Below are 24728 nucleotides of genomic sequence, written 5' to 3' on the forward strand. Positions count from 1 at the left end.
CGGATCCCGTGCACGAACTTGCGGCCGTGGCGGGGCCAGCAGTCCACCGAGCCGGCCGCGGTCGACGCCGGCTGCGCCTGTGCCTGCGGCTGACCCCACCGACCGGTCCACGGCCGGGCGCCCTTCGGCGTCAGTCGTGGACCGCCTGCGCGGCCTGCGGTCCGTGGTCGGCCGCGGCGGCGGCCGTCAGGTCGTCGAGCGGGGACGGGAGCCACTCCGGTTCGGTGCGCGAGGTGGCCCGGGCGATCAGCAGTACACCCTTGCGGAAGGGGTCGTCGACGTCGGCGACCCTCAGCGGGTGTCGCCGTCGTAGAAGTAGCTGCTGGGTTCGCCGAGGAAGGCGAGGCGGCGGCGCAGCACGGTCGCCTGGGCGGCGGGGTCGGGCAGGTGGCGCAGGAAGGCGAGGAGTACGAACCAGCCGGTTCTCGTCGGTGATGAACGGCTCGGCGGGCTCCCGCAGGTTCCGCAGCAGTTCGGCCCGGCCGGCCTCGGTGGGGCTGAGCACGTGCCGGGGTGCGGCCACCGCGCCGGGCTGCGCCTCGCGGGTCAGCAGTCCGGCCGCCTGACAACCGGGCGATCCGGACCCGCAGTTCGTAGCCGTGCAGCGGCTCCTCGTACAGAACCCGGGGATGGCAAGATCCAGCATGCTCGACATGGTCGGAGTACAGGCCGGAGCCGCCATATGCCGGTCCGACGCGTGCTGCGGTGGCGTCAGCGGCCGCGGCGGTCAGGCCGGTTCGACGCCCAGCCGGGAGCCGCGCCCGCTGAACCCGAGGCCGGGTGTCACCTTCCGCGACCGGGGCCCGGGCCCGCCGGTGAGGGAAGCAGGCCTGCCCGGGCCCGTACGGAGCGGGTCGGTAGGGTGCGCTGTCATGGCGGACGATTGGCGGGACGACAGGATCGGCAGTGCCCTGAAGGGGACGAACCCCACCGTGCTGCGGCGACTTGACGCCGGATTCGCGGTGATCGGCGATGTGCAGTTCCTGCCCGGGTACTCGGTCCTGTTGACGGACGAGCCCGGTGTGGAGCGTCTGTCGGATCTTTCACGGGGCAGGCGGACGGCCTTCCTGGCCGACATGGACCGGCTGGGCGAGGCCGTGGAACGGGTCTGCCGGCGTCTGGACCCGGAGTTCCGGCGGGTGAACCTGGAGATCCTCGGCAACACCGACGGCTTCCTCCATGCGCACGTGTGGCCGCGGTTCGAGTGGGAGCCCCCGGACCTCGTCCGTCGCCCGGTGTGGCTGTATCCCGCGGAGAACTGGTGCGATCCGGCGAGCGCGCTCGGACCGGAGCACGGCCTCCTGCGCGAGGCGATCGGCCGCGAGCTCGATGTGCTGTCGGCTCCGACGGGTTGACCGCCTTCGGCTGTCCGGTTACGGCGCGCGAGCGGGGCGGCCCCGCAGCAACGCCACCGGGCTGCTGAGCTCAGGGCACGGAGGCGGAAAACGTCCAACTCCGGGCCGGCGGCAGGTGTGAACCCGCGTCATTGCTCCGAACGGGTGGCGGCCGGGTTCGGCGCCGGGGTGGGCTGGGCAGAGCCTTCGGCATGACGACTCCCACCCGGCGCCACCGCCGCGGCCACCGCCCGGACGCCTTCACCGCCGCCGCTCCGGCCCGTGCCGCGCGGCCGTCGGTACCGGCCCGGCCGCGCGGCAGCGGATGCTGCCGCACCTGGTCCAGCGAGCACCTCACCCCGGGCGGCACGGTGGTGCGCACCACCTGGCACGAGCCCGCCTGCAAGACCCGGGACTGAGCCGAGCCGCCGCGTCCCGTCGCCGCCGCCCACCGCCCGCCGCCCGCTGCCGCGCCCGCCGCCCGATGCGGCGGGGCGCAGCGGGCCGGCCCCGTGGGCGTCACGGGAGGCTGCGACCAGCACGGTGGCAATGCGCCTCAGTGGACGCAGAACTCGTTGCCGGCCGGGTCTCCGGAAACAACTCCATCACGCTGCCTTCGCGGTGCAGTTGGCGCACGTGCACGGCGGCCAGCCGTTCGCCGGGTGCCTGCCGACTCGGGCGCTGGTCTCGGGGTCGTACTCGTCCAGGGGGTTGCCCGCTGCAAGCCGCTTGCGCTGCTCGGCCTTGTACTCCTCGTACGTCTTTGGCGTGGCTGGCCACCTCTGGTCATGCGTTGCTCCGATTACTGACCCCCTGATCGTGTCCTGTCCGCCCGAGCCGTTGCGACGGCGGGAAGGCGTCTCTCAGGCTTCCTGACAAGACGTCATTTCCATGCCATTGGACGACGTTTGGACGTGCCTTGGAGCCATGACGACGCCGAACGAGACTCCGCGGGCCGTGCGCCTTCGCCTGCGCCTGAGCCAGGACGAGTTTGCGAAGCGCCTGCGCGCGGCGGGAACGGAACAAGGGGAGCCCAACGAAGCGAGCAAGCGGCTTGTTCAGCGCTGGGAATGGTTGGCTTCGGCAAGGAATTCGATGTGAATACCGGCCCCTGGGAGTTTCTCCTGTTGGAGAAGTCCACAGTCGACGAAGTCCTTGCGCAGTACAGCTCTCCCCCTGCGGAGTAGCGGAAATCTGAAAACGCAGTCCAATTGTTGTACCTGCTCTACAAGCCGTTCATCCACAGCCGCACCTTACCTGCCGCAGGCAGCTCCCGGGCCGCACCGTCAAAACGGGCCGGGAGGGTGCTCCGGCTGTTGCAGCAAGCCGCTTCCTGGATTGGCAGTGGGGATCCTCGAGAAATAGCATGGGTCGGCGTTGTCGGCGATGAGCGTACCCAGTCCCAGGCCCCCGTGGCTGCCCAGCGCGACGAGCATCGCACCAGAATCCCCGTCCTCGGGCCTGCGAGTTACGGGGCCGATGCGTATGGTGTCCCTGAACAGACAAATATATGTCGGCCTAAGAACCTTCAGTAGTGAATTGACAGATTTGACGCGCCCTCCGTGGAAACCGGTCATCACTCCCGCGAAAGCCACGTCGAGCCCATAGGCGGGACTCCGGTGCCTTCGCCGCCGTCCTGCAGAACCCGCGGGGGAAGAGCACCCTCACCTTCTCCGGGGCCGACCTGCTGGACCCCAACGACATCGGACCGATCCCCGAGCCCGCCGCCGACATGCTCATCCCGCAGGACGGCCCCAGCGTCCTGGTGGCCACCGGTCTCGTCCAGCACGGCACCACGTCCCGCACCCCGGTGAACACGGGAACGAACGAGCAGGTCGGGCTCGGCGTGGCCGTCACCCGCGAACAGTTCTGGCACTCGACGGGAGAGTCCTACAGCCTCGCGCCCGGCGAGACCAGGACCGTCAACTACAGCGTCACCCAGGGCATGCAGGAAAGCAGCTCGGAATCCGAGACCACCAACGCGTCCGTCGGCGTGAGTGCCAGCGCCGGATGGGGCCCGTTCAGCGCCTCCGTCTCCGCCTCCCTGAGCGAGTCCTCCACCACCACCCAGCAGCTCACCGTGTCCACCCAGACGACCACCTTCGTCTCCACCACCTACCTGAACCTCAGCAAGCACCCCGAACTCAACCTCTTCTGGCAGCTGACCGACGTCGCCACCGTCTACGACGAGAACGGCCTGCCCCTGGCCTCCGTGATCTCCGGCGAGGCCCCACCGGTCGTCTCCGGCCCCTGGGACGTCCAGGAGATCGAGGGGACGAAGCAGCGGAAGCTGGAGCGGAAGTCGAGCCACGACCGGCCGGCCAAGGCGTGAGCACACAGGGTCAGTGGCGGTGGGTGAGGCGGTGCAGGACGGTGGCCGGAGTGAGGCTGCGTTCGACGGGAAGCAGGTAGGCGACCGGCCCCGTGACGTTTTTTGACGGCAAGCTCATCGCTCGACTTCCGCGGTTCTGATGGGCGTGGTGTGATCATGCCGCGTGGTCGATGCCTGCTCGGGCCCAGGCTTACTGGACGGCCCGGATTTCGGCGTGGGCCGGCCTTCGGTGGCCAAGGCGTGAGCGTTCGCCCTGGTCGAGGCCAACCACCCGACCCTCCACACGCAGCTGAAGCAGCTGCCCTGGCGGGACATCCCGCTCATGGCCCGTACCCGCGCCACCGCCCACGGCCGCGACGAGATCCGGCGACTGAAGGTCGCAACCGTCCCCGGCCTGCCCTTCCCCCATGCCGACGCGCCTCGGCCATACAGCGAAAGGTCCCGGCCGCCCATAGGACAACCGCATCAATCAGGACACATCTTGAACAAAGTAGGATGACTCAACTCCCGCGCTACGCGCGAAGAGTTCCATATATATGTCATTTGCCCGAATTATCTCCCGCTTCACACGCACGGAGCCACCCTCATGGACAACACGTCCAGCGCCGTCACCGACGGCGCGATAGAGACGCGCGGTATCGAACCCGTCCCCGACCACGAGCGCCGGGGCAGAGTCCGCGAGCTCTTCCCGACCTGGGTCGCGGCGAACATCAGCGTCCTGCTGCTCACCATGGGTGCCGCCCTGGTGGTGTTCAACCAGCTGAACTTCTGGCAGGTCCTGATCGTCGCGGCGTGCGCCGCGCTCGTCTCGTTCGGCCTGGTCGGGGTGCTGTCGGTCTCCGGCAAGTGGGGCGGGGCGCCGGGCGCGACCCTCTCGCGGGCCACCTTCGGGGTGCGGGGGAACCTCTTCCCCGGCGCGATCCTCTGGATCGCCCGCTTCGGCTGGGAGACGATCAACGCGGTCACCGGCGCCTACGCCGTGCTGACCGTCCTCGACCTGCTCTTCGGCATCAAGAGCAACACCGCGCTGATCGTGATCACGCTCTTCGCCTTCGTCGCCTGCACCTTTCTGGTGTCCGGCATGGGCCGCAAGGCGCTGAACGTCTGCAACACCTGGTCGACGTACCTCTTCGGCATCTTCAGCGTCCTGGTGCTGGGCTACCTGGTCGCGACCATGCACTGGAGCGAGGTCTTCTCCAAGCCCGCTGGCACCACCGCGATGATGATCGCCGGCATCGGCACCATCGCCGCCGGCGGCATCAGCTGGGTCCCCACCGGCCCGGACTTCGCCCGCTACCTTCCGCACGCCGCCTCCGGCCGCAAGATCGTCGGCGTGACGGTCTCCGGCGCCGGCCTGGTCATGGTGCCGATGGTGCTGATGGGTGCCGTGATGGCGGTGGCCTCGCCCGGACTGGCCCAGGCCGCCGACCCGGTCTCCTTCCTCGGTGACCTGCTGCCGACCTGGCTGGCCGTGCCCTACCTGCTGACCGCGATCGTGGGCATGCTGCTGATCAACAGCCTCTCCATGTACTCGGCCGGCTTCACCGCGCAGACCATGGGCGTCAAGCTGCCGCGCGCCATGGCCGTCAGCATCAACGCCGTGATCTCGCTGGTCGGCGGCCTGATGCTGATGCTGGTCGCCAAGAGCTTCCTCGGCTCCTTCATCACCTTCCTGATCCTGCTCGCCGTCTCCTTCTCGGCCTGGATCGGCGTCTACGCGGTGGACATGTTCCGCCGCCGGACGCGGGCGGTGCGCTACGACGCCGTCGCGCTGATGGACACCAGCAAGGGCAGCCGGTACTGGTACGCGGGCGGCTTCTGCTGGCAGGCCATGGTCTCCTGGGTCCTGGCGCTGCTGATCGGGCTCGCCTTCACCAAGTGCGACTGGTTCTCCGGCCCGCTCTCCGGCACCCCCGTCGGCAAGTACGGGCTCGCCTGGGCGGCGACCATCGTGATCTCCGCCGTCATCATGGCCGTCCTCCCGACGCCCCGGGAGAACACCCGGGCCGCCGACGCCGACGCCGCCGACGCCGAGGCGAAGCAGGCCGAACGGGTCACCGTCTGACCCGCTCGACCTGACGTCCGTCGCAGGAAGCGCCCGGTCCTCCGCTCAGCCGAGCGGAGGACCGGGCGCTTTGGCGTCCGGCTCTGAGTGCCGGTACTCAGGCGGGGAGGCCGTCCGCGCCGGTGCAATGGGGACGTGAGCACAGCGAAGAACGCCCTGGACACTCCCGACCCGAAGTGGTGGCACTACCCGACGGCCGCCGCCCTGCTGATCCCGCTCTGCTGGGCGGCTCTGCTGGTCGTCATCGTCGGGAACGGCCTGTTCGGCTACTGCGCCCTGCACGGCGGGTGCGACCACGGGCACCAGGAAGCCCGCCGGCACCTCGCCCTCGGCCTCGGCTACGCCCAGCTGCTGCTCGCCGCGGCCTCGTGGCCGATGCCCCGGATCCGCCGCTGGACGATCGCCCGCTTCGTCCTCTGCGCCTTCTCGGCCCTCTGCGGCCTCAGCGCCGGCCTGGCGGTCGTTCTCGCATGAGCCCTCAGCCCCGTTCCGTTCCCGGGCCCGGCCGTCGCTGTACGACGTCGGCGAGCACCGCCGTCACCAGCTTGTTGACGGTCTCCGTGGTCGGCGGGCCCGGGTCGCGGTCCGCGAACAGCAGGTGGCCGCCCCCGACCAGGGAGAGCGTGAGGGAGTCGATGTCGGCGTCGGCGGCGATCCGGCCCGTCGCGCGCTCGTCGGACAGGTAGGCGGAGACGGCAGTCGCGACCTGGGAGAGGACCGCGATGCCGCCTCCCGGCGTGGCCCGGCGCAGCCGCGTGCGCAGCTCGTCCCGGAAGGTGATGAGCGGGATGATCGCCACCGGGACCGGCCCGAACAGGGCGGTCAGCGCATCGGTGAGGTTGTCGGCCACGGTGCCGGTGCCGGCGGTCTCGCGCAGTGCCCGCGCCTGCGCGTCGAGCTGTGCGGCCCGGTCGAGCACCAGCTCGGTGAGGAAGGCGTCGAAGTCGGCGAAGTGCCGGTGCAGGACGCCCTTGGCGCAGCCCGCCTCGTCGGTGACGGCCCGGCTGGTCAGCCCGTTGGGGCCGTCCCGCAGCAGCACGCGTTCGGCGGCGTCGAAGAGCTGCTGGCGAGCGTCGCGAAGGTGCACCCCGGTTGGCACGGACGGATCCTCTCGTGGGTCTGGCTCCTGGTGCGCCCCTTGGCAGGTGGGCGATTGCCCACTAAAGTGAACGCATGCCCACTTTACCGCGGGAACGCCCTGAGCCGCCGGAGCCCCACCAGCCCTCCCAGGCGCATGAGGCCCGCCGGACGGCCGAATCCTTCGGCGCCGACGCCCACCGCTACGACCAGGCCCGGCCCCGTTACCCCGACGACCTCGTGGCGCGCACCGTCGCCGGAAGCCCGGGACCCGAGGTGCTCGACATCGGCTGTGGCACCGGCATCGCGGCCCGCCAGTTCCAGGCCGCCGGCTGCACCGTCCTCGGCCTCGACCCGGACGTCCGGATGGCCGACCCCGCCCGGGCCCGCGGCCTGCCGGTCGAGGTGGCGACCTTCGAAGCCTGGGACCCGGCGGGCCGGACCTTCGACACGGTCATCGCCGCCCAGTCGTGGCACTGGGTGGATCCGGCCGTCGGCGCCGCGAAGGCGGCCCGCGTCCTGCGGCCGAACGGACGCCTGGCGATCTTCGGCCACGTGTTCGAGCCGCCCGCCGAAGTGGCCGAACCCTTCGCCGCGGCCTTCCGGCGGGTGGCCCCCGAATCCCCGTTCAGCAGCCAGCCCGCCCGACGCCCGCTGGAGACCTACCAGGCGGGGTACGCGAAGATCGCCGACACGATCCGGGAGACCGGCCGGTTCAGCGCCCCCGAACAGTGGCGATACGACTGGGACCGCCCCTACACCCGCGACCAGTGGCTGGACCTCCTCCCCACCACCGGCGCCCTCACCCGCCTCCACCCCGACCAACTGACCGAAATCCTGGCCGCGGTCGGCCACGCCATCGACACCCTCGGCGGCCGCTTCACGATGCACTACACCACCCTCGCCACCACCGCCACCCGCACCGCCGCCCCCTGACCCCGGCCGGTCGCACGCCAGACTCGCTCATCCGTGGGGGCATCCGACGGAGCGCCGGGCGCGTCGGGTCGCCGGGCGCGTCGAGGTGTTCAGCGTTCCGGTGCCGGCCGGCTGTCGTTGAGCCTGCGGTAGATCCGTTCCGGGGTCAGCGGCAGGGCGCGGAAGCGGACGCCCGTGGCGTCGTGGACGGCGTTGGCCAGGGCCGGGGCCACCGGGTTGATGCAGCACTCCGCCATTCCCTTCGACCGCAGGGGCCCGAGGGAGTCCGTCGACTCCACCAGGAGCACGTCGGTGCGGGGGACGTCGGCGTAGGTGGGGATGCGGTAGTCGCGGAGGTTCGGGTTGACCATGACGCCGTGCTCGTCGATCCGGTGGTTCTCGGTGAGTGCGAAGCCGATTCCCTGGGCGACACCGCCCTCCACCTGTCCCCGGACCTGGGCGGGATTGACGACGGTGCCGGCGTCGGTCGCCTGGACGCTGTGGAGGACGCGGATCTCACCCGTCACCGGGTGGACGGCGACGCGGAACCCCTGGGTGTTGGAGAGGACGCTGCGCGGGGAGCCGTAGGCCTTGCGGGCGGCGGCGAAGCGGATCCCGCGCGCCCGGGCGAGGGCGACGAGCTCGGCCAGCGGCACGCGCCGGTCGCCGCACAGGACCCCGTCGTCGTCCATCGAACACAGCGCGACCTGGACGCCCGTGCGGGCGGCGGCGAACTCCAGGATCCGGTCGCGTACGGCGTCGGCCGCCCGGAGCACCGCGTTGCCCGCCACGAAGAGGCCCGTGCTCGCGAAGGCGCCGGTGTCGAACCCGGTGCGGTCGGTGTCGGACTGCACCAGCCGGATCCGCGACGGCGTGGTGCCCAGCCGCTCGGCCGCGATCTGGACGTGGGCGGTGGAGGTACCCTCGCCGAACTCGGCCGTCCCCACGGCCAGTTCGTACCGGAGGTCGTCGCCGAGGGTGAGCCGGGCCTCCGAGCGGTGCTCGGTCGTGGGCGCGGTCTCGTGCAGGGAGCTCGCCACGCCGACCCCGACGAGCCATTCCGGGCCGGGGGAGGGCCGGCCGGCCGTACGGGCCAGGGCCTCCTCCACGCGGTCGATGCACGCGGCGAGACCGTCCTCGGCGAACTGCACGTCGTCGGGCCCGTCGTGCAGGGCGACCAGCGGCTCTCCCGGCCGTACGATGTTGCGCCGTCTCAGCTCCAGCGGATCGAGGTGCAGCGCACGGGCGAGTTCGTCCATCGCCGACTCCACGGCGAACACCGGCTGCGTCGTGCCGTAGCCGCGCAGCGCACCGCTCGGGAGGGTGTTCGTGTAGACCGCGTAGGCGTCGTACTTCTTGTTGGGGCAGCGGTAGATCATGACGGCGGCGCCGCCCGTGTACAGCGTCTCGCCGCCGTGGTTGCCGTAGGCGCCCGTGTTCGACACGTTGCGGACCTGCAGGGCCGTCAGCGTTCCGTCGGCCTTGGCGCCGAGCCTGACCGTCAGCGTCATCGGGTGCCTGGTCGGGGCCGTGGTGAACTCCTCCTCGCGGGTGTACTCGAAGCAGACGGGCCGTCCGGTGTCCAGGGCCGCGAGGGCGGCCAGGTCCTCCGAGAGCAGCTCCTGCTTGCCGCCGAAGGCGCCGCCCACGCGCTTGCAGAACACCCGCAGCTGCTCCGGGCGCAGCGCGAACAGGTGGGCGAGCTTGAGCCTCGCGATCGACGGCGACTGCGTACTGGTACGGACGTTCAGGCGGCCGTCCTCGAGCCACGCGATCGACCCGTGGGTCTCGAGGTGCGCGTGTTGCACGCGCGGCGAGGAGTACGTGCCCTCGTGGACGACGTCGGCCTCGGCGAAGCCCGCTTCGACGTCGCCGATGTGGGTGTGGAGTTCCAGCAGGACGTTGCGTCCGGGGTCGTGGGCGAAGGTGACGTCCGCGCCGTGCAGCCGCGGGGCTCCCTCGGCCATCGCCTCCACGGGGTCGAGGACGGCCGGCAGCACCTCGTACTCGACGGAGACCCGCCGGCAGCCCTCCTCGGCCGCCGCCGGGGTGTCGGCCAGGACCGCGACGACCCGCTGGCCGACGAAGCGGACCGTGTCGTCGAGGATGCGGGTGTCGTCCGGATCGACCAGGTGGTCGTTGTGCAGCGCCGTGCTGAAACGCCTGCGCGGTACGTCCTGCCAGCTGTAGACGCGCCGCACGCCGGGGACCGCGAGCGCGGCGCTGCGGTCGACCGAGACGATCCGGGCGTGCGCGTGCGGCGAGTGCAGCACCTTGAGGTGCAGCATGCCGTCGAAGGAGGTGTCCATGGTGAACTCGGCGCGGCCGGTGACCACCTCCTCCGCGGCGGGCGCGCCGACGCTCGTCCCCACGACCCTTCCCGGCGCGGCGGCCTCGACGCCGGCGACGCCCTTGACGGCGTCCTCGATCGCCCGGTATCCGGTGCAACGGCACAGGTTGCCCTTCAACGCCCGCGGCAGGTCCTCCCGCTGGGCCTCGGTGAGCGCCGCCGACGTCATGATCATCCCCGGGGTGCAGAAGCCGCACTGGAACCCCGGGGCGTCGCGGAAGCGCCGCTGCACGGGATGCAGGTCGCCGGGCGCTCCGAGGCCCTCGATCGTCGTCACCGCACGGTCCTGGGCGCGGAACGCGGGGGTGATGCAGCTGTGGACCGGGGCGCCGTCCAGCCACACCGTGCACGCGCCGCAGTCGCCCGTGTCGCAGCCCTTCTTGACGCCGTGGTGGCCGAGCGAGCGCAGGAAGGTGCGCAGGCACTGGCCGGGGGCCGGCTCGTCCTCGAACCGCCTGCCGTTCACGACGTAGGTCATGCCGGGCCCCGCGCCATGAGTTCGCGGCGGATCTCCTCGGCGAAGTGGTGCGTCAGGTGCCGGCGGTGCTCGGGCGTCCCGTTGGGATCCGCGAACCAGACGTCGCCGGGCACGGCGTCGATGCTCCGGGCCAGGGCGCGGGCGCCGGGCGCGGTGTCGAAGGCGAGCCGCACCGGCCGGGTGGTGCCGGCCGTGACGGTGAGCAGCAGGTCGTCCCTGCCGGGCGTCCGGGTACCGACGAGGAACACCGTGGAGCGGCCGAGACGGGTCAGCGCGAAGCGGCGGTACGCGGCGTGCTTCCTCAGCGCGCCCACCGGAACGGTGATGCGCCGCAGCACCTCCCCGGGAGCCAGCACGTTCCGGTGGTCGCCGGTCACGAAGTCGAGCGCGTCGACCACCCGCGCCGACCCGTCCGGGGCCCACAGCTCGTACCTCGCCTCGAGGGCGACGGTCAGCGTGATCATCGGTCCGGCCGGCAGGGACAGGCAGACGTTGCCGCCGACGGTCGCCGCGTTCCACACCTTGAAGGAGGAGAGGAACGCCTCGCAGCTCCGTGCGAGGAGCGGGCCCGCACGCCAGTCGGCCGGCGGCACGAAGGCGTACAGATCACGGACCGTGCACGTGGCGCCGATCTCCAGGCCCGTGCCACCCGGCACGAGCGCCGCCCAGCCCAGCGCCGTCAGATCGATCAGGCGGCGCGTACCCGGCTGCTCCGCGGAGTACAGCCAGGTGCCCCCGGCGAGCCAGGCATCGCCCTCCCGCCAGAGCGAACCCGGCTGGGCGGGCGGGCGCCGCACGACCTCGGTGACGGTGTTGAGATCCACGGGAACCGGTCTCCCTCGCGACGGTGGGCGCGCGGCGGACGTCTTCCAAGGCTAGGCAGAACGGGCCAGGCCCCGCCAACCCGACCGACGCCCCCGCGTCCGTCCCGGGCGTTCCGGTTCACCCGGGTGCTTCAGTTCAGGCGGGCGGCGGGGACGTGGGTGGCGCGGGTGAGGACGGAGACCGGGTACCGGGTGTCGCAGTACTCGCTCCCGGTCGACACGACGCCGGTCGCCACGCCGTTCGCCACCAGCGGCCCGCCGGAGTCGCCCTTGCAGATGCTGTCGGTATCGGGCCCGGGCGGGCCGCAGACCCGGCTACCAGGGGACGGTCCGGCCGAAGCGGTCCAGGTACGCCAGGCCGGGGGTGCCCAGGCGGGAGAGCAGGACGTCGACCAGCAGGGGGACGGTCTCCTCGATGGTGAACGGCGCGTCCGGGCCGCCCAGGTCCGTACGGATCCAGCCCGGCGCCAGGAGGACGAAGGCGCGCCCCGTCCCGCTCTGCCGGGCGGCGAAGCTGCGCAGGAGCATGTTCAGGGCGGCCTTGCTCGCCCGGTAGACCTCCCGCCCGCCGGCGGTGTTGTTCGTGATGCTGCCCTGTCCGGAGGACATCGCCCCGATGAGTCCCGCCGGGGGCACCAGGTCTTCGAGCGCCTCGATGACGCGCATCGGGCCGAGCGCGTTGGTGACCATCACGTCGACGAAGTCGGCCGTCGCGACCGCGCCGATGGGCGTCCGCTGGTTGTTGGTGATGCCCGCGTTGACGAAGAGCACGTCGAGCCGGCGGTGCGCCAGGCGTTCGCGCAGCGGGGGCAGGCAGCCGGGGTCGTTGAGGTCCAGGTGCTCGATCGTCAGCCGCCCGTCGGCGCGCTCCGCGAGGTCGTGCAGCGGCGTCCGGGCGGCGGTGTCGCGGACCGTGCCGACGACGTGCCACCCCCGGTCGAGCAACTCCGCCGCCATCGCGTGTCCGAGGCCGCGCGAGGCGCCGACGACGAGGGCGGTCGGGGGGTGCTGTTCGGTACCGGTCGATGACATCCGGCGTCATCTCCTTCTCGGGTGTCGTACTGCGTGCGTGGGTGGGTGCGTGCGTGGGTGCGTCCGTGCCGACGTGAGAGCGGCACGTCGAGTGGACCCGCGTCGCGTCGCGTCGAGCCGAGTGTTCCGTCCGCACCGCACCGCGGGCGAGCCACGGGCGCCGGTTTGTAGGATTGCCGCCATGTCGAGGGTGCTCATGACGGAATCCGCTGCGCTGCAGCCCGACGATGTGCGAATCATCCGGGCGCTGCAGATCGCCCCACGGGCGTCGTTCGCCTCGATCGCCGCCGCCCTCGGCCTGACCGAGGGCGCCGTCAACCGCCGCTACCGCCGACTGCGCGCCGACGGTGTCATCCGCGTCGCCGGCGTGGTCAACCCGGGCGCCCTGGGGCAGAGCAGGTGGCTGGTGCGACTGCGCTGCCGCCCCGGCAGCGGCTCGGCGATCGCCGACGCGCTGGCCGAGCGCGACGACGTCAACTGGGTGGCCCTGAGCGCGGCTGGCTGCGAGATCACCTGCGCGACGCAGTCCCGGACGCGGGAACAACGCGAGGACCTCCTGGGGCAGCGGCTCCCCCGTACGGCCGCGGTGATCGACCTCAACGCCTTCGCCATGCTCCGTCAGTTCCTCGGCGGTCGCGGCCACTACTGGTCCGCCCTGCAGGGCACCCTGACCCCGGAGGAGGAAGCGGCGCTGGGCAGCGACGGGCCCCCGTTCACCGAGTCCCCGGTCGTCACCCGCGAACCGCTGCGCCTCACCCCCGAGGACGAGAAGCTGCTCGCCGCGCTCGCCGCGGACGGCCGCGCCGGTCTCGTCGACCTCGCCGCCGCCTCCGGCCTCACCCCGGGGCGCGTCTCCCGACGCCTGGACGCCCTGCTCCGGCGCCGCGCCGTCCACATCGACGTCGAGATCGCCGCAGCGGCCCTGGGCTATCACGCCCGCGCGAACCTGTGGCTGCGCGTGCACCCGTCGGCCCTGAAGAGCGCGGGCCGCGCTCTCGCGCAGGAACCCGAGATCGCCTTCGCCGCGGCCCTCTCCGGGCCGTGGAACCTCCACGCCGTCGCCCACTGCCGGGACCTCGACGAACTGTTCGAGTTCACCTCGGACCGCATCGGCTCCCTCACCGGACTGCAGAGCATGGAGGTCTCACCCGTGCTCAGGCACGTCAAGCAGGCCGGCACCCGGCTCTTCGGCGACCGCCTCGTCGAGCCGCCCGGCGCCCGCACGCGCCGCTGAGGGCCCCCTGCCGCCGTGCGCGGCGCAACGGGGTCTCCACCTTGGAGGCCGTCCGGGTGACTGTTCGGTCACGTTCTGTGCTCGGGCGGGCGGGTGTGTGGTGCGATGCCCACGTGAAATCCAGGAGTCGGCCCCGCTCGGTGAGCGCCGGCCCGTCCCGGATCCGTGGACGATGGAAGGGAAGTCCATGCTGCTCCGCGCGCTGGCCGCGACGGGTGTCGCCACGTCACTGTTCGGCTCGCCGGCCTTCGCCGGCAGTCCGCCCCCGCCGCAGGACCGGATCGTCATCGACAGCGTGACGGCCAGCGGTACCGGCTGCCCGACCGGGACGGCCGCCGCGGCCGTGTCCCCGGACGGCACCGCCTTCACCGTCACCTACAGCAACTACCTCGCCCAGATCGGGCCCGGGGCGTCACCCGCCGACGCCCAGAAGGACTGTCGGCTCAGCCTGCACGTGCACGCCCCCGGCGGCTTCACCTACGCGGTCGTGTCCGCGGGCTACAGCGGCTTCGCGTCGCTGGCGCCGGGCGCGTCCGCGACCCAGCGGGCCAGCTACCACTTCCAGGGCGACCCCCGTACCACCACCTCGAACCACCACTTCAAGGGCCCGTTCGACAACACCTGGCGGACGACCGACACCGTGCCCGTCACCGCCGTGGTCTTCGCCCCCTGCGGGGAGGAGCGCAGCCTGGACATCAACACCGAACTGCAGGTCGCCCAGGGCACGTCGAGCCCGAGCGCCACCAGCTTCATGGAGATGGACTCGACGGACGGCAGGATCAGCACCGTGTACCGCGTGGCCCTTCAACGGTGCAAGTGACCTCCCGGCGCAGCGTCCGGCCGGTGCGTTCGGGCCGTCAACGGATCATGCGGGAGCGCCCGGGAGTCCGGCGTGCCCGGGTCGGACGGCGCGGGGAAGTCGGAGTCCTCCAGCGCTGCCCACAGCCGGCCGGCCAGGTCGGCGGGGGAGGAGACCCCCTGGGGTACGAGGCGGGACAGTGACGGCACGCCCGTGACCCACTTGCCGTCCAAGGACTCGCCGGAGGTGCCCCCGGGCAGGCTGCCGAGCAGGGACGTCGGGGGTTTGACGTACGTGCGCCCGTCGACCACCAGGACGGGGATCCGGGTGCCGGCCTCGTGGACCTCACCGGTGACCGCGCCGTCCCCGGTGACCTTCAGGTCCCAGCCGGGCGCTCCTGCGGCGGGGGCGCTGCGGTAGTTCACGACCGGTTCGGTGAACAGGCTCTGCACGGCGCGGTAGAACGGCGCCCGCTGTGCGGCGGGTATCTCCGGCTCCGGCGACGGCCAGGCCAGGTAGCCCGCGACGACGGCGAGGACGAGTGCGAGCAGTCCCGCGACCGGGATCCACCGGCGCCGCCACCAGCTGCGGGGCGTCGTCGGCGGCGACGGCGGGGGCGGCGGGGGATCGGCGGTGTACTGCCACGGATTGCTGTCGTTGATGCCGTTCACGGCCCGTGCACCTCCGCGCGCATGTGCGTGCCGCCGTTGCGCATGCGGCTGACGTCATGTCAACTTCACTGTTTCACAGTTGACATGGCGAAACCCGGTGATTGCGGAAGAGGAGGCCCTGCGTCAGCTTTCGGCGGGCCGGCCTGAGGCGGGGCGGGAGAACGGGCGTTCCCGGAGCGGCCGCGACCGCGCGGGTCGGCGCCACCGACCCGCGCCCATGCCGTGAAGTCCGCGTCGACGCCGTGAAGTCCGCGCCGTCGCCGTGAAGTCCTCGTCGAGGGCCGCGTTCAGGCACCCGGATCCCCTCATCGGGCCGCTCGCGTAAGGTCGCCTAGGCTGGCGCGGTGACTGATGAGCAGGAGCGGGTGCAGCCGTCGGGAGTGTGGGCCACGGCGGTGGGGGTGGCCAGGGTGCGGGCGCTGGAGACCGAGCGCGAGAACGCGCTGTTCCGCGACCCGCTGGCACAGGCCTTCGCCGCCGCCGGCGGGCTGTGGCCCGCCTCGCCCCCGCTGCCCGATGACGAGGCCGCGCGCCGCCGCCGGCTCGCCGTGTCGTTCTCCATCGTCATCAGGACGAAGTTCCTCGACGACCTGCTGCAGCAGGCCTGCGCGGCCGGGGTCCGGCAGGTCGTCCTGCTCGGCGCCGGCATGGACAGCCGGGCCTTCCGGATGGACTGGCCCGAGGGCACCCGGCTGTTCGAGGTCGACACCGCCGCGCCCCTGGACTTCAAGGCCTCGGTGCTGCAGCAGGAACGGGCCGTCGCACGCTGCGAGCGGATCACCGTCCCGGTCGACCTGCGCGAGGACTGGCCGGCCGCCCTGGCCGCCGCTGGCCACGACCCGTCGGCGCCGACCGTCTGGATCGCCGAAGGGCTGCTGATCTACCTGCCCCAGGACGCGGTGGAACTGCTGCTGGCCCGGATCGGCGCGCAGTCGGCGACCGGCAGCCGGATGGGGCTGACGCTGGGCTCGCGCGGTGTCATCGAGCGCTTCGGTGCGGACGCCGCACCGGGATCGGCGGCCTCCATGTGGGTCTCGGAGATGCCCGACGACCCGGTGGCCTGGCTGGCCGGCCACGGCTGGGAAGCCAGCTGCCACACCCTGCGCGAACGCGCCGCCGCCTACGGCCGCCCGATCAACACCCCGCCGCAGCACGAGGAGCGGCCCGGCGGCCTGATCGCGGCGATCCGCCGGTAGCGCCCCTCCGGTTCGGCTCAGTGCGACCCTCTTGGCATGAGCCTCGACGGAAACGACCACTGGCAGCGCTTGATGACGAGGTTGCTGGCCGTCCTTGCAGCTGATCCTTCCGACCAGCTGGCGTGGGCCGGCGAGCACCGAGTGACAACTGCCGCCGTCGCCGACGACGTCGAGTTCGTCCTGCGGCTGGCCGAGGGCATGGCCGAGGGGGGAACTCTCGATCCGGACGCCCTCCATGACCTCCGGGCCATCGACCGGCTGCTCGGTGAGCCGGATGCCCGCACTCGTGCCGGTCGGTGGGCCGATGCGCTGGCTGCCGATGCGATCTGGAGTGAGGCGAGGACCGCGGCTCGCCGGATCCTCACCGCCGAGCTGGGCGATTGGCACCTCCCCCTGCCACGCCGCGTGCCTTCGCCCGCTGTCGACGTGCACCCGGACGTGCCCAGTTGTGTACAGGGTGAAGGTGCTCACGGCTCCTGCAGCTGATTCAGCTCAGCCGCCGGTATGCCCCGGGGCGAGACCGTGGGTGCGCTTGAACGCGTTGGCGAAGGCGGACTCGGAGGCGTACCCCACTGGGCGGCGATGGATCTCAACGGCGCTTCCGTCGCCTGCAGTCTCGCGCTCGGCTGAAGTGGGCTGGGCGGTCAACTGCCGGGCGCGGTTCGTGCGATGCCAGGTACACGCGCTGAGGGTCTCCAGCAGTCCCTGCGGGACACCGGTAGCGACCACAGCTGGCGCCGGCGCGGGGCTGTGTGCGGACGAGTGTGGCAGGAGTGGACTCCGGAAGACGTGGGCTGGTGGTTCCGGCTACCGGCTGGTCAGGCCGCGGTCACAGCGCCTCTCCGAGGGGCCCGTATTCGTCTTCCAGACTGTTGGCCCAGTGGGCAGCGAAGTCCGGCTGGGTACCGTCGATATCGGTGAAGCCGTACTCCTGGTACAGGCCCCAGGTGGCCAGTGCCCGTCCGGTCTTCGTCATGACGTCGGGGTCGGCAGCCAGCGCGGCGACTGCTCGACCCAGGTAGGCGGGGGTCTCGGAGTGGGCGAAGTTCGGGTCCTTGGCCGCGCCGTCGCGCCAGTTGGCCTCAGTGACACCGAAGTGCTCCAGCACGGCCTCCGAACGCAGGAAGCCTGGCGTGACCGCCACGGCCGCCACACCGTGCGGCTTGAGCTCGGCGGCCTGTGCGACGGCGAGCCGGATGACTGCCGACTTCGCCAGGTCGTAGAAGAACGAGCCCCGGTAGCGGGCGGTGTTGCCATCGGTGACCTCCACGACCAGTCCGCTCTTGCGGGCGACCATCAGCGGAAGCGCGAAGTGGCTGGTGACCACGTGGGTCTCCACCGCCTGACGCAGCAACCGGAGCCCGGTCTCCAGGTCCTGTTCCCACAGGGGGTGCTCCCAGTCGGTCAGCGGGTCCCCGCCCCACACGGAGTTGACCAGGATGTCGAGCCGCCCTTCCTGCTCGCTCGCGATCCGGTCGACCAGGGCGCGGACCTCGTCCGGGCGGCTGTGGTCGGTGCGGACCGGGATGCCGAGGCCACCGGCGGCGGTGACCTTCTCGGCGGTCTCCTCGATGGTCTCCGGGCGGTCCAGGGTGGAGCGTCCTGAACTGTTGCTGCGGCCGGTGACGTACACCGTGGTGCCGGCGGCCCCGAGTTCGACGGCGATGCCCCGTCCGCCACCGCGGGTGCCGCCGGCGACCAGCGCCACCTTTCGGGCCAGCGGCCGCTTGCTGATCGTCATGATTGCTCCAGGTCGTCGTGTCCGGGTGGCATGTGCGGGGTCAGCACCGCCCTGAGTTCGTGCCGCAGCCGCTGGGCAAGGGCGCCGCGCCGCTCCAGGGCCCAGACCAGGCCCGCACCGGCGGTGATCGCCTGCACGGAGCCGGCCAGCACCGCGACGTTCGTCCCGGCGTTGAGCTCTCCCGCGGCGACGGCTTCCGCGAGCAGTGACTCGATCGCCCGGCGCTGGGCCAGGTGCGCGGCCAGGGCGGGCTCGTAGAGCTGCGGATCGGCAAGATCCGTGCACAGGAAGGCCAGGTGATTGGCGAAGCGCTCGGGCGTGTCCATGGGAGCAAGCCACCGCACGACCAGTGCCGCCAACGCGCCGAGGGCCGTTTCGTGTTCTGCGCGCACCCGCTCGGGCAGCGCGTCCGCGTCCTTCGCGGACTGCTCGGCGAGTGCCACGAGCAGACCGCTCTTGGAACCGAACCGCTGGATGAGGGTCCCGGGCACCAGGCCGACCTCCCGCGCCACTGCGGCAAGGGTCAGCCCGGCGGGACCCACTCGGCCCATCACCTCGGCAGCCGCACGCAGGATCACCGCATCATCGACCCCACGGGGGCGTCCAGCCACTGTCACCTCCATTAATAAATGCTTGTTCATTCATTAAATAGTCCACGCCGCCGGGCGGCAAGGCGCAGCCCACCGCCGGGCGTCCGCGCTCGCCCAGGTTGGCGCCGAGGGCGACGAGGTGGAGGACGGGGAGGGAGCTCCGGTCGCCAGGCCGCTGTGCAGCCGTTGTCGTACCGATCTCGGCGAGCGTCGGTTCGAGTGAGGAGGCCGGGTTGGGTGACGTCCGGTAGGCGCGTGCACGAAGGCAGGGCCTCCGGCTTCGGCTCTGGATTGTCGAAGTCCGAGCGCGGACGTCGTACCGGTGTGACGACCCGTACGACACGTGCGCGGACGCGCGGACGCGTGGACCCCTGTGCCAGCCGGCCGATTACTCAGCGTCGGCCCCGGGGCACATGCAAAGATCCGCTCATGCAACGGGGGGCGGACGAGGCACGGAAACGGCACTGGGCTGCCGGTATACCGCTGGCCGTCCTCGGGATCTGCCTGCTCGGAAGTGCGGTGCACCTGGAGAAGCAAGGCCACGACTTCGAAAGCCGCGCCGTACACGCAATGGCGACGATCATCCAGACCGTGCAAGAAGGGAAACGGTCGAACCAGAACAGGTCCGCTACCGCGCTCTCGACGTGGTCGGCGTAGCGCTCGATGTCGTCGACGCCTTCGGGCAGGCGCAACGTGCGCTTGGGCGCGTCGCCGTAGGGCGCGAGCTGCTCGGCGCTCCACGGAGCGCCGGAGAAGCAGGGGATGAGGACGAGGGTCGGGGTCTTCTCGGAAGTTCTCATATCGGACACATTGCACAGTACATGTGTCGTGACACAACTTATCTGGGTCACATCACCCCGGCGTCTGGAGGAGCGGACCCGTCGGTGGTGAGGCGGTCCGTCGAGCGGTCGAGGGCCGCGTACGGGCACGCCTGGGAGATCCGCGACGCCTACGGCTACTTCGTGTCCCGGGAACCAGCACTGTCGCTTGACCGTCATAGATGACATGCCGTCAGTTCTCGTTCTCGGAATCGACCCACACGCAGCGCCTGGCATGGACGGGGCCGTCATCCGCGCGGCCCTCGACCAGGAGCTGGCACGGTTCGGCGCACACGCCATCGACGCGTCCATGGCGCTCATCGCGTTGGACGAGTCGGCCGAGTCCACGATGATCACCGCGCTGTCCGAGCGCGAGTGGGACGTCGTCGTCATCGGCGGTGGAATTCGCAAGCCGGAACCACTTCTGCCGCTGTTCGAGCAGGTCGTGAATCTGGTCCGGCGGCACGCACCGAAGGCCTCGATCGCGTTCAACACCAGCGGAGGTGACAGCGTCGAAGCGGCCAAGCGGTGGCTGTGAACCCGGGCTCGGCTGACCTGTCCACGTAGGGAACCACCCGTTCTTCCCTCCTGCGGAGGTGCTGGGACCGCAGGAAGGGCTCGGCCTCACCAGACGTTGCCGCGGTGAAGCCCCGCAGAAGCGGGCCGATGCGCGTCGAGCGGCGGCTGGGTCGAGATGGTTCTCGCGCCTGGAACGAGCACTCACCCGGCGTCCTCGACCAGCTCAACGCGCGCACCCCACTGCGCCGTGCGGCCGACCCCGACGAGATCGCCCAGGCCGCCGCCTGGCTCCTGAGTGACCGCGCCTCATGGGGGTCAGCGCTGGGTGCGGCGGAAGGCGCCCGGGGGTTGGCCGGTCCACGCGGCATGACGTCGCCGGTGGTTGCGGCGTGGATGGTCACGTGCTGGTGGTGGATGGTGATGGTGTTGAGCTCGACGTTGTCGGTGTGGTGGAACCAGAGGTTCTGGAGGAGAGCGTGAGCCACGATCGTTCATGATCGCGGCTCTGGTGACGCTCCGTAGCTCTGGCACGGAAAGTGATCCAGAACCAGTTTTCACCCGTCGCCGACAGTGCCCTTGACCGTGGGCTGTGTCTTCTGGTTGTAGATCTCCTTGCCGTCCGCGTCGTAGGCGTGGACGTAGGGGGCCGGGGGGAAGGAGTTCCCGTTGGGGCTGGTGGAGATGGCCGCCGTGTGGACGAACGCGCCGCCTGCCATGACGGCCGGGTACTGCGTCGGGTCGTCGCCGTAGCTGATGGTGACCTTGGCGACATCGGGTGTGTAGTGCCCGGCGCCCAGCGAGAGGGACTGCCCGGCGCCGGCCGGCGCGCTGAAGCTGTCGAAGTACTCGATCAGGTGACCGGTGCCCCACAGGCGATCGTTGATGAACGTCGGGGGGACGGACCTGCTGTTGCCCTTGTGGCCCTTCGACTCGCATTGCACGTACTGGTTGGCGGAGTTGACGGCGATGACCACGCCGTCGGTGGTCGACGAGGCGACGGGCGCGCGGACCGCGATCACCGCGTGGTACTGCGACGCCTCGGAGCCCAGGCAGGAGGCCAGGATCTCGGCGACGGCCCCAGCGTCGATCGGGGCTGTCGTCGTGCTGGTGACGGTGGAAGCGGCCGGGGTGGCAGTCACACCGGTGGCGGACGAGCCGGCGCCATGGGGCGTGGCGGTGGGCGCACCGGAGGGCTTGCCGTGGGCCGTGGGGGTGGGTGTGGAGGTGCCGGTTGCGGCGGTGGCCATTCCCCCCGCGGTCGCGATGGCTGCGGCGGTGGCGGTGATGAGCATGATCGGGCGGATGCGCATGAATCCGTGTCCTTTCCTGCGGGCGTCCGGTTGATGCCAGCACCCCTGTACGCCTCCCGGCGCCCGGCAGGTCGCACCCAGTACAGGTGATCCAGGTCATAGACCGTCGGTGCAACCCCGGGACGGCGCTCGTGCGTACAGGGCGGGAGGCTCCGCCCAGGACGCACGGCTGCCCCGCCGCGGCCGAGGAGTGCTTCCTCGCGTGCCGCGCGTGCCGCGAGCTGACGGACAGCCCCGGAGGAGAGGCCTTTGATGACGCCACAGGAGTTCGACGCGTTCTACGCGGCGTCCTTCTCCCGCCTGACCGGGCAGCTCTACGTGATAACCGGCAACTGGTCCGAGGCACAGGACGTGGTCCAGGAGGCCTTCATCCGTGCGTGGGGCCGAAGGCGTACCTTCGACCCGGGCAATGCCCCGGAGGCATGGATCCGGACCACGGCCCGGCGGCTGGCCCACTCCCGCTGGCGGCGTCTCGCCCGGGGCCTGCTCCTGGCCGGACGCCACCACCGCCAAGAACCATTCACCGTCGAGCCGCTCACCGAGGAGCACCTGATACTGGTCACCGCGCTCCGCGACCTGCCCGAGGCACAGCGGAGCGCCCTGGTCCTGCACCACATGTGCGACCTCTCCGTCGAGCAGGTCGCGGCCGAGACCGGCGCCAGCGTCAGCGCCGTCAAGAGTCGCCTCGCCCGCGGCCGGACCGCGCTCGCGGCCATACTCGCTGACCAGGCCCCGACCAGCGAGGAAGGAAAGCTCCGTGTCTGACCCCATCCATGAGACCCTCGCCGACCGGCTGCGGCTGCTCGGCACGCAGATGCCCGCACCGACCCTGCCCGCTGCGGAGATCCGCCGACGCGCCGACCAGCGCCGCCACCGTCGGCACGCTCTGGGCGCGACCGCGGCCTGCACCGCAGCAGTCCTGTGCCTGGCTCTCCCGTCCGTGCTGCACTCACCGGGACCACAACACTCACCGGGACCACAACAAGGAGCAGCCACCACAGACGTCCCCTCCGTGTCGGCTTCCCCCCACACCCCGGCCGCTTTCACCGTCACCAGCACGACGACAGCCCCGATCGACGCTGGGGCCGTCGCCGAGATCCTGGCCTCCTGCCTGGGCTCCGAGGCGTCGCAGTACCACGCGGTGATCGCGGTCCGCGCGCCCGTCGCCTCGTCGACCACCGACGGCGTGGTCATCGCCGTCAACTCCGCCAACCAGTACGTGCAATGCGAGTCGAAGGGCCACAAGGGCAACAGCAGGTCCGTCCCCCCGACGTTCATCAACGATCGCCTGTGGGGCACCGGTCACCTGATCGAGTACTTCGACAGCTTCAGCGCGCCGGCCGGCGCCGGGCAGTCCCTCTCGCTGGGCGCCGGGCACTACACACCCGATGTCGCCAAGGTCACCATCAGCTACGGCGACGACCCGACGCAGTACCCGGCCGTCATGGCAGGCGGCGCGTTCGTCCACACGGCGGCCATCTCCACCAGCCCCAACGGGAACTCCTTCCCCCCGGCCCCCTACGTCCACGCCTACAACGCGGACGGCAAGGAGATCTACAACCAGAAGACACAGCCCACGGTCAAGGGCACCCGTCAGTAGGCGGTCTGTACGAAGAACGGCTCTGCCTCGCAATGGGCGGTACGAACGGTGACGGTCGTCGTTGGCATGGCATGCACGATGTCAACGGATCTGTGGGCGCTCGGGATACGGGCGTACCCGCCGACCGGCAGGTGCGGCCCGATGAACTCCCACTCTTCGTCCGTCAGCTGTATTCGTGTCACGCACAGCGGTCTACCGGATCAGGCCTCGAAGCGCAGGCAGAACCACAGGACGATCACGACGCGATACGCGCACGCGTCCTGGTCGCTGAGTCAACCTTGTGCCGGTTCACAGTGCGATCACGATTTTGCCGTGAACATGCCCCTCGGCCTGCATCGGCACGGCTTCGCGAATCCGCTCGACCGGGAAGGTCGCCGCGATCGGCACCGTGATCTCGCCGGAACGGATCGCGTCTGCGATCCGTTCCAGGGCGCCCGGACCCGCATCGAGGGCGCCCGTCTTGCGCACACCGGGCGGTGGGGCGGGGCCGTCGGCTACGACGGAGATCCGCTCGGGTGCCACACCGAGCTCGAGCGCGGTCTCGGCCGCCTCCCTTCCGAACAGGTCGGTTGCGGCGGTGATCCCCTCGGGTGCCAGGGCCCGAACCCGGTCCGCCAGGCCGGGGCCGTACGCCACGGGTTCGGCGCCGAGCCCGCGCAGGAATCCGAACGTGCCCTTGGAGGCGGTGCCGAGCACCCGGGCACCCGCAAGCTTCGCCAACTGCACGGCGAAGACGCCCACGCCGCCCGCCGCCCCACCGATCAGGACGGTGTCCCCGGCGCGGAGCCCGATCGCGGCGAGCGCGGCGGAGGCCGTCAGGCCGGACACCGGAAGCACGCTCGCCACCTCGTCGGCGACGCCCTCCGGGGTGGGCCACAGGTGGGCGGCGGGGGTCTCGACCAGCACGAAATCGGCGACGGACCGGCCGATCGCAGCCCCGTACACCCGGTCGCCGGCCGTGAATCCCGTGGCTTGGGCGCCCACCTCGTCCACCACTCCGGCGAAGTCGCTGCCGAACCCGGCCGGCAAGGTGATGCCGAACCGCACCGGAAAGCCCCTCCGGAGGCGAATGTGCCGGCAAGTGTCCGGTCGGCCGGTCCGAACTCGGCCTGAAACGCTTCCAGTTGACCGCCGCGCGCGGCATACCGCCGGTCACGGAACCGGCACCGGCCAGCATTCGCGACGGCACCCTGCTGCCTGCCACCCTCGACCGCTACACCGCCCTGGAGACGGCCCTGGGGCCGCTGTCCGAACACCCGCTCCGACCCTGGATGCCGGATACGACTACCGCCCGGTCCACGACGACCTGGCCGACCGCCGGATCGAGGCCCGCATCGCCCCACGCGGCGTGAAGGCCCCGACCCAAAGCGGCGGCCGATGGGTCGTCGAACGCACGAAGTGCGCCACGAGGCGCTCTGTTTGTATCCCCGGCTCAGCCGGGAGGAACTCGGAAGGAGGTTCCTGGGCCGAATGACTCACCTGGATCCGAAAGGTGAAGGGGACAAGAGCATGTCAGGAAACCGGTGACCGGGTCCAGTTGTCTGGGACGGTGTGCCGGGCGGCCCGCGCGATATGGCGAAGACTGGATTGTTTGAAGCCCAATCTCCAGAAGATGCAAGTTCCCATCCGTCGGAAAGACAGCTGAAACCGACGCCGACCCTGCACCGGTTTCGATTGTGTCAACTGGTGCAACTTCCGGGGCCCGGAGCGATGTCCAGCGAGGACATTCAAGGAGATGAGTGGGACGCCTGTGTCGCGCTAGAACGTACAGACAGGGACGAACGTGGGATCGCCTACGGGACGCGAGTCCTATGGCGACGGAGGTCCCGTAGTAGTCGCCGGA

The 24728-nt window shown here is 71.1% G+C and carries 22 protein-coding genes and 6 pseudogenes; 16 read left to right on the forward strand and 12 right to left on the reverse strand.

Features of this window, described 5'->3' with window-relative positions; genetic code table 11:
- Positions 1-130: 130 nt before the first annotated feature.
- Positions 131-646 (reverse strand): annotated as a pseudogene (locus BOQ63_RS04505) (PadR family transcriptional regulator).
- 226 nt (positions 647-872) lie between these two features.
- Between BOQ63_RS04505 and BOQ63_RS04510 the strand changes: the two are divergent.
- The 6 genes and pseudogenes from BOQ63_RS04510 (at position 873) to BOQ63_RS04535 (ending at position 6205) form a co-directional block, all read left to right on the forward strand.
- On the forward strand, positions 873-1355 hold the full coding sequence (locus BOQ63_RS04510; RefSeq protein ID WP_033351277.1) for an HIT family protein: 483 nt from the start codon (positions 873-875) through the stop codon (positions 1353-1355).
- 191 nt (positions 1356-1546) lie between these two features.
- A complete protein-coding gene (locus tag BOQ63_RS04515; protein ID WP_141763714.1) occupies positions 1547-1753 on the forward strand; it encodes a hypothetical protein in 207 nt (68 codons plus the stop codon).
- 508 nt (positions 1754-2261) lie between these two features.
- Positions 2262-2405: pseudogene (locus BOQ63_RS04520) on the forward strand (helix-turn-helix domain-containing protein); the annotation flags it as partial.
- Positions 2406-3066: 661 nt separating this feature from the next.
- Entirely contained in the window at positions 3067-3666 is a 600-nt protein-coding gene (locus BOQ63_RS04525; protein ID WP_072653445.1) for a hypothetical protein, read from the forward strand.
- 586 nt (positions 3667-4252) lie between these two features.
- The gene (locus BOQ63_RS04530; RefSeq protein ID WP_030556141.1) at positions 4253-5731 is read left to right on the forward strand and encodes a purine-cytosine permease family protein; all 1479 of its coding nucleotides are present in this window, start codon (positions 4253-4255) and stop codon (positions 5729-5731) included.
- Between the two features lie 135 nt (positions 5732-5866).
- Positions 5867-6205 (forward strand): hypothetical protein, encoded by a 339-nt coding sequence (locus BOQ63_RS04535; RefSeq protein WP_072653446.1) that lies wholly within the window; start codon positions 5867-5869, stop codon positions 6203-6205.
- Positions 6206-6209: 4 nt separating this feature from the next.
- On the opposite strand, the gene BOQ63_RS04540 is transcribed toward BOQ63_RS04535, so the two are convergent.
- Positions 6210-6830 (reverse strand): TetR/AcrR family transcriptional regulator, encoded by a 621-nt coding sequence (locus BOQ63_RS04540; RefSeq protein WP_030556145.1) that lies wholly within the window; start codon positions 6828-6830, stop codon positions 6210-6212.
- Between the two features lie 74 nt (positions 6831-6904).
- Between BOQ63_RS04540 and BOQ63_RS04545 the strand changes: the two genes are divergently transcribed.
- On the forward strand, positions 6905-7744 hold the full coding sequence (locus tag BOQ63_RS04545; protein WP_072653447.1) for a class I SAM-dependent methyltransferase: 840 nt from the start codon (positions 6905-6907) through the stop codon (positions 7742-7744).
- An 89-nt stretch (positions 7745-7833) separates the two neighbouring features.
- Here the strand turns inward: BOQ63_RS04545 and BOQ63_RS04550 are convergent, their stop codons facing one another.
- The 4 genes and pseudogenes from BOQ63_RS04550 to BOQ63_RS04565 all read right to left on the reverse strand — a co-directional run bounded on the left by BOQ63_RS04550 (position 7834) and on the right by BOQ63_RS04565 (position 12407).
- A complete protein-coding gene (locus BOQ63_RS04550) occupies positions 7834-10551 on the reverse strand; it encodes a molybdopterin-dependent oxidoreductase (protein WP_072653448.1) in 2718 nt (905 codons plus the stop codon).
- Positions 10548-11375 carry an FAD binding domain-containing protein gene (locus tag BOQ63_RS04555; RefSeq protein ID WP_030556150.1) on the reverse strand — a complete coding sequence of 276 codons (828 nt, stop codon included), beginning with the start codon at positions 11373-11375 and terminating at the stop codon, positions 10548-10550. Before BOQ63_RS04555 ends, BOQ63_RS04550 begins: the two co-directional genes overlap by 4 nt.
- Positions 11376-11506: 131 nt before the next feature.
- Positions 11507-11662 (reverse strand): annotated as a pseudogene (locus BOQ63_RS04560) (trypsin-like serine protease); the annotation flags it as partial.
- 28 nt (positions 11663-11690) lie between these two features.
- On the reverse strand, positions 11691-12407 hold the full coding sequence (locus tag BOQ63_RS04565) for an SDR family NAD(P)-dependent oxidoreductase (protein ID WP_072653449.1): 717 nt from the start codon (positions 12405-12407) through the stop codon (positions 11691-11693).
- Positions 12408-12588: 181 nt separating this feature from the next.
- Here BOQ63_RS04565 and BOQ63_RS04570 point away from each other — a divergent pair, with 181 nt between their 5' ends.
- A complete protein-coding gene (locus BOQ63_RS04570) occupies positions 12589-13641 on the forward strand; it encodes an Lrp/AsnC family transcriptional regulator (RefSeq protein ID WP_072653450.1) in 1053 nt (350 codons plus the stop codon).
- A 190-nt stretch (positions 13642-13831) separates the two neighbouring features.
- Positions 13832-14461 carry a DUF4360 domain-containing protein gene (locus tag BOQ63_RS04575; RefSeq protein ID WP_030556153.1) on the forward strand — a complete coding sequence of 210 codons (630 nt, stop codon included), beginning with the start codon at positions 13832-13834 and terminating at the stop codon, positions 14459-14461.
- On the opposite strand, the gene BOQ63_RS04580 is transcribed toward BOQ63_RS04575, so the two are convergent.
- Entirely contained in the window at positions 14446-15111 is a 666-nt protein-coding gene (locus tag BOQ63_RS04580; RefSeq protein WP_072653451.1) for a hypothetical protein, read from the reverse strand. The genes BOQ63_RS04575 and BOQ63_RS04580 overlap by 16 nt on opposite strands.
- A gap of 344 nt (positions 15112-15455) precedes the next feature.
- On the opposite strand from BOQ63_RS04580, the gene BOQ63_RS04585 reads away from it, so the two are divergent.
- Together BOQ63_RS04585 and BOQ63_RS04590 are read left to right on the forward strand one after the other, a co-directional pair.
- Positions 15456-16307 carry a class I SAM-dependent methyltransferase gene (locus BOQ63_RS04585; RefSeq protein WP_030556159.1) on the forward strand — a complete coding sequence of 284 codons (852 nt, stop codon included), beginning with the start codon at positions 15456-15458 and terminating at the stop codon, positions 16305-16307.
- Between the two features lie 36 nt (positions 16308-16343).
- Entirely contained in the window at positions 16344-16793 is a 450-nt protein-coding gene (locus BOQ63_RS04590) for a hypothetical protein (RefSeq protein ID WP_072653452.1), read from the forward strand.
- Positions 16794-16799: 6 nt separating this feature from the next.
- Here the strand turns inward: BOQ63_RS04590 and BOQ63_RS04595 are convergent.
- The 3 genes and pseudogenes from BOQ63_RS04595 to BOQ63_RS04605 form a co-directional block, all read right to left on the reverse strand.
- A pseudogene (locus BOQ63_RS04595) lies at positions 16800-16921 on the reverse strand (helix-turn-helix transcriptional regulator); the annotation flags it as partial.
- Positions 16922-17136: 215 nt separating this feature from the next.
- The gene (locus BOQ63_RS04600; protein ID WP_072653453.1) at positions 17137-18048 is read right to left on the reverse strand and encodes an SDR family oxidoreductase; all 912 of its coding nucleotides are present in this window, start codon (positions 18046-18048) and stop codon (positions 17137-17139) included.
- Positions 18045-18665 carry a TetR/AcrR family transcriptional regulator gene (locus BOQ63_RS04605; protein WP_191898887.1) on the reverse strand — a complete coding sequence of 207 codons (621 nt, stop codon included), beginning with the start codon at positions 18663-18665 and terminating at the stop codon, positions 18045-18047. The genes BOQ63_RS04600 and BOQ63_RS04605 overlap by 4 nt, the downstream gene beginning before the upstream one ends.
- Before the next feature lie 978 nt (positions 18666-19643).
- Here BOQ63_RS04605 and BOQ63_RS04610 point away from each other — a divergent pair.
- On the forward strand, positions 19644-19994 hold the full coding sequence (locus BOQ63_RS04610) for a hypothetical protein (RefSeq protein ID WP_072653455.1): 351 nt from the start codon (positions 19644-19646) through the stop codon (positions 19992-19994).
- A gap of 167 nt (positions 19995-20161) precedes the next feature.
- Positions 20162-20287, forward strand: a pseudogene (locus BOQ63_RS04615) (SDR family oxidoreductase); the annotation flags it as partial.
- 242 nt (positions 20288-20529) lie between these two features.
- Here BOQ63_RS04615 and BOQ63_RS04620 read toward each other — a convergent pair.
- Complete coding sequence (locus BOQ63_RS04620) at positions 20530-21285, reverse strand: hypothetical protein (RefSeq protein WP_454130600.1); 756 nt, start codon at positions 21283-21285, stop codon at positions 20530-20532.
- Between the two features lie 252 nt (positions 21286-21537).
- Here BOQ63_RS04620 and BOQ63_RS04625 point away from each other — a divergent pair, with 252 nt between their 5' ends.
- The gene (locus tag BOQ63_RS04625; RefSeq protein ID WP_072653458.1) at positions 21538-22050 is read left to right on the forward strand and encodes a SigE family RNA polymerase sigma factor; all 513 of its coding nucleotides are present in this window, start codon (positions 21538-21540) and stop codon (positions 22048-22050) included.
- Positions 22043-22885 carry a hypothetical protein gene (locus BOQ63_RS04630; protein WP_143174620.1) on the forward strand — a complete coding sequence of 281 codons (843 nt, stop codon included), beginning with the start codon at positions 22043-22045 and terminating at the stop codon, positions 22883-22885. The genes BOQ63_RS04625 and BOQ63_RS04630 overlap by 8 nt, the downstream gene beginning before the upstream one ends.
- 288 nt (positions 22886-23173) lie before the next feature.
- Here BOQ63_RS04630 and BOQ63_RS04635 read toward each other — a convergent pair whose 3' ends face one another.
- A complete protein-coding gene (locus BOQ63_RS04635) occupies positions 23174-23932 on the reverse strand; it encodes a zinc-binding dehydrogenase (protein ID WP_454130601.1) in 759 nt (252 codons plus the stop codon).
- A gap of 2 nt (positions 23933-23934) precedes the next feature.
- On the opposite strand from BOQ63_RS04635, the pseudogene BOQ63_RS04640 reads away from it, so the two are divergent.
- Positions 23935-24311 (forward strand): annotated as a pseudogene (locus BOQ63_RS04640) (transposase family protein); the annotation flags it as partial.
- Positions 24312-24728: the final 417 nt, after the last annotated feature.

Origin of the sequence: Streptomyces viridifaciens, from assembly GCF_001888885.2 — a bacterium.
Lineage (GTDB): Bacteria > Actinomycetota > Actinomycetes > Streptomycetales > Streptomycetaceae > Kitasatospora > Kitasatospora aureofaciens.

Coding starts and splice junctions, on each gene's coding strand:
- BOQ63_RS04545 (WP_072653447.1), top strand. CDS start 6,905: ATGCCCACTTTACCGCGGGAACGCCCTGAGCCGCCGGAGCCCCACCAG.
- BOQ63_RS04610 (WP_072653455.1), top strand. CDS start 19,644: ATGCCGTCAGTTCTCGTTCTCGGAATCGACCCACACGCAGCGCCTGGC.
- BOQ63_RS04515 (WP_141763714.1), top strand. CDS start 1,547: ATGACGACTCCCACCCGGCGCCACCGCCGCGGCCACCGCCCGGACGCC.
- BOQ63_RS04565 (WP_072653449.1), bottom strand. CDS start 12,407: ATGTCATCGACCGGTACCGAACAGCACCCCCCGACCGCCCTCGTCGTC.
- BOQ63_RS04600 (WP_072653453.1), bottom strand. CDS start 18,048: ATGACGATCAGCAAGCGGCCGCTGGCCCGAAAGGTGGCGCTGGTCGCC.
- BOQ63_RS04625 (WP_072653458.1), top strand. CDS start 21,538: ATGACGCCACAGGAGTTCGACGCGTTCTACGCGGCGTCCTTCTCCCGC.
- BOQ63_RS04550 (WP_072653448.1), bottom strand. CDS start 10,551: ATGACCTACGTCGTGAACGGCAGGCGGTTCGAGGACGAGCCGGCCCCC.
- BOQ63_RS04590 (WP_072653452.1), top strand. CDS start 16,344: ATGAGCCTCGACGGAAACGACCACTGGCAGCGCTTGATGACGAGGTTG.
- BOQ63_RS04525 (WP_072653445.1), top strand. CDS start 3,067: ATGCTCATCCCGCAGGACGGCCCCAGCGTCCTGGTGGCCACCGGTCTC.
- BOQ63_RS04570 (WP_072653450.1), top strand. CDS start 12,589: ATGTCGAGGGTGCTCATGACGGAATCCGCTGCGCTGCAGCCCGACGAT.
- BOQ63_RS04510 (WP_033351277.1), top strand. CDS start 873: ATGGCGGACGATTGGCGGGACGACAGGATCGGCAGTGCCCTGAAGGGG.
- BOQ63_RS04620 (WP_454130600.1), bottom strand. CDS start 21,285: ATGCGCATCCGCCCGATCATGCTCATCACCGCCACCGCCGCAGCCATC.
- BOQ63_RS04530 (WP_030556141.1), top strand. CDS start 4,253: ATGGACAACACGTCCAGCGCCGTCACCGACGGCGCGATAGAGACGCGC.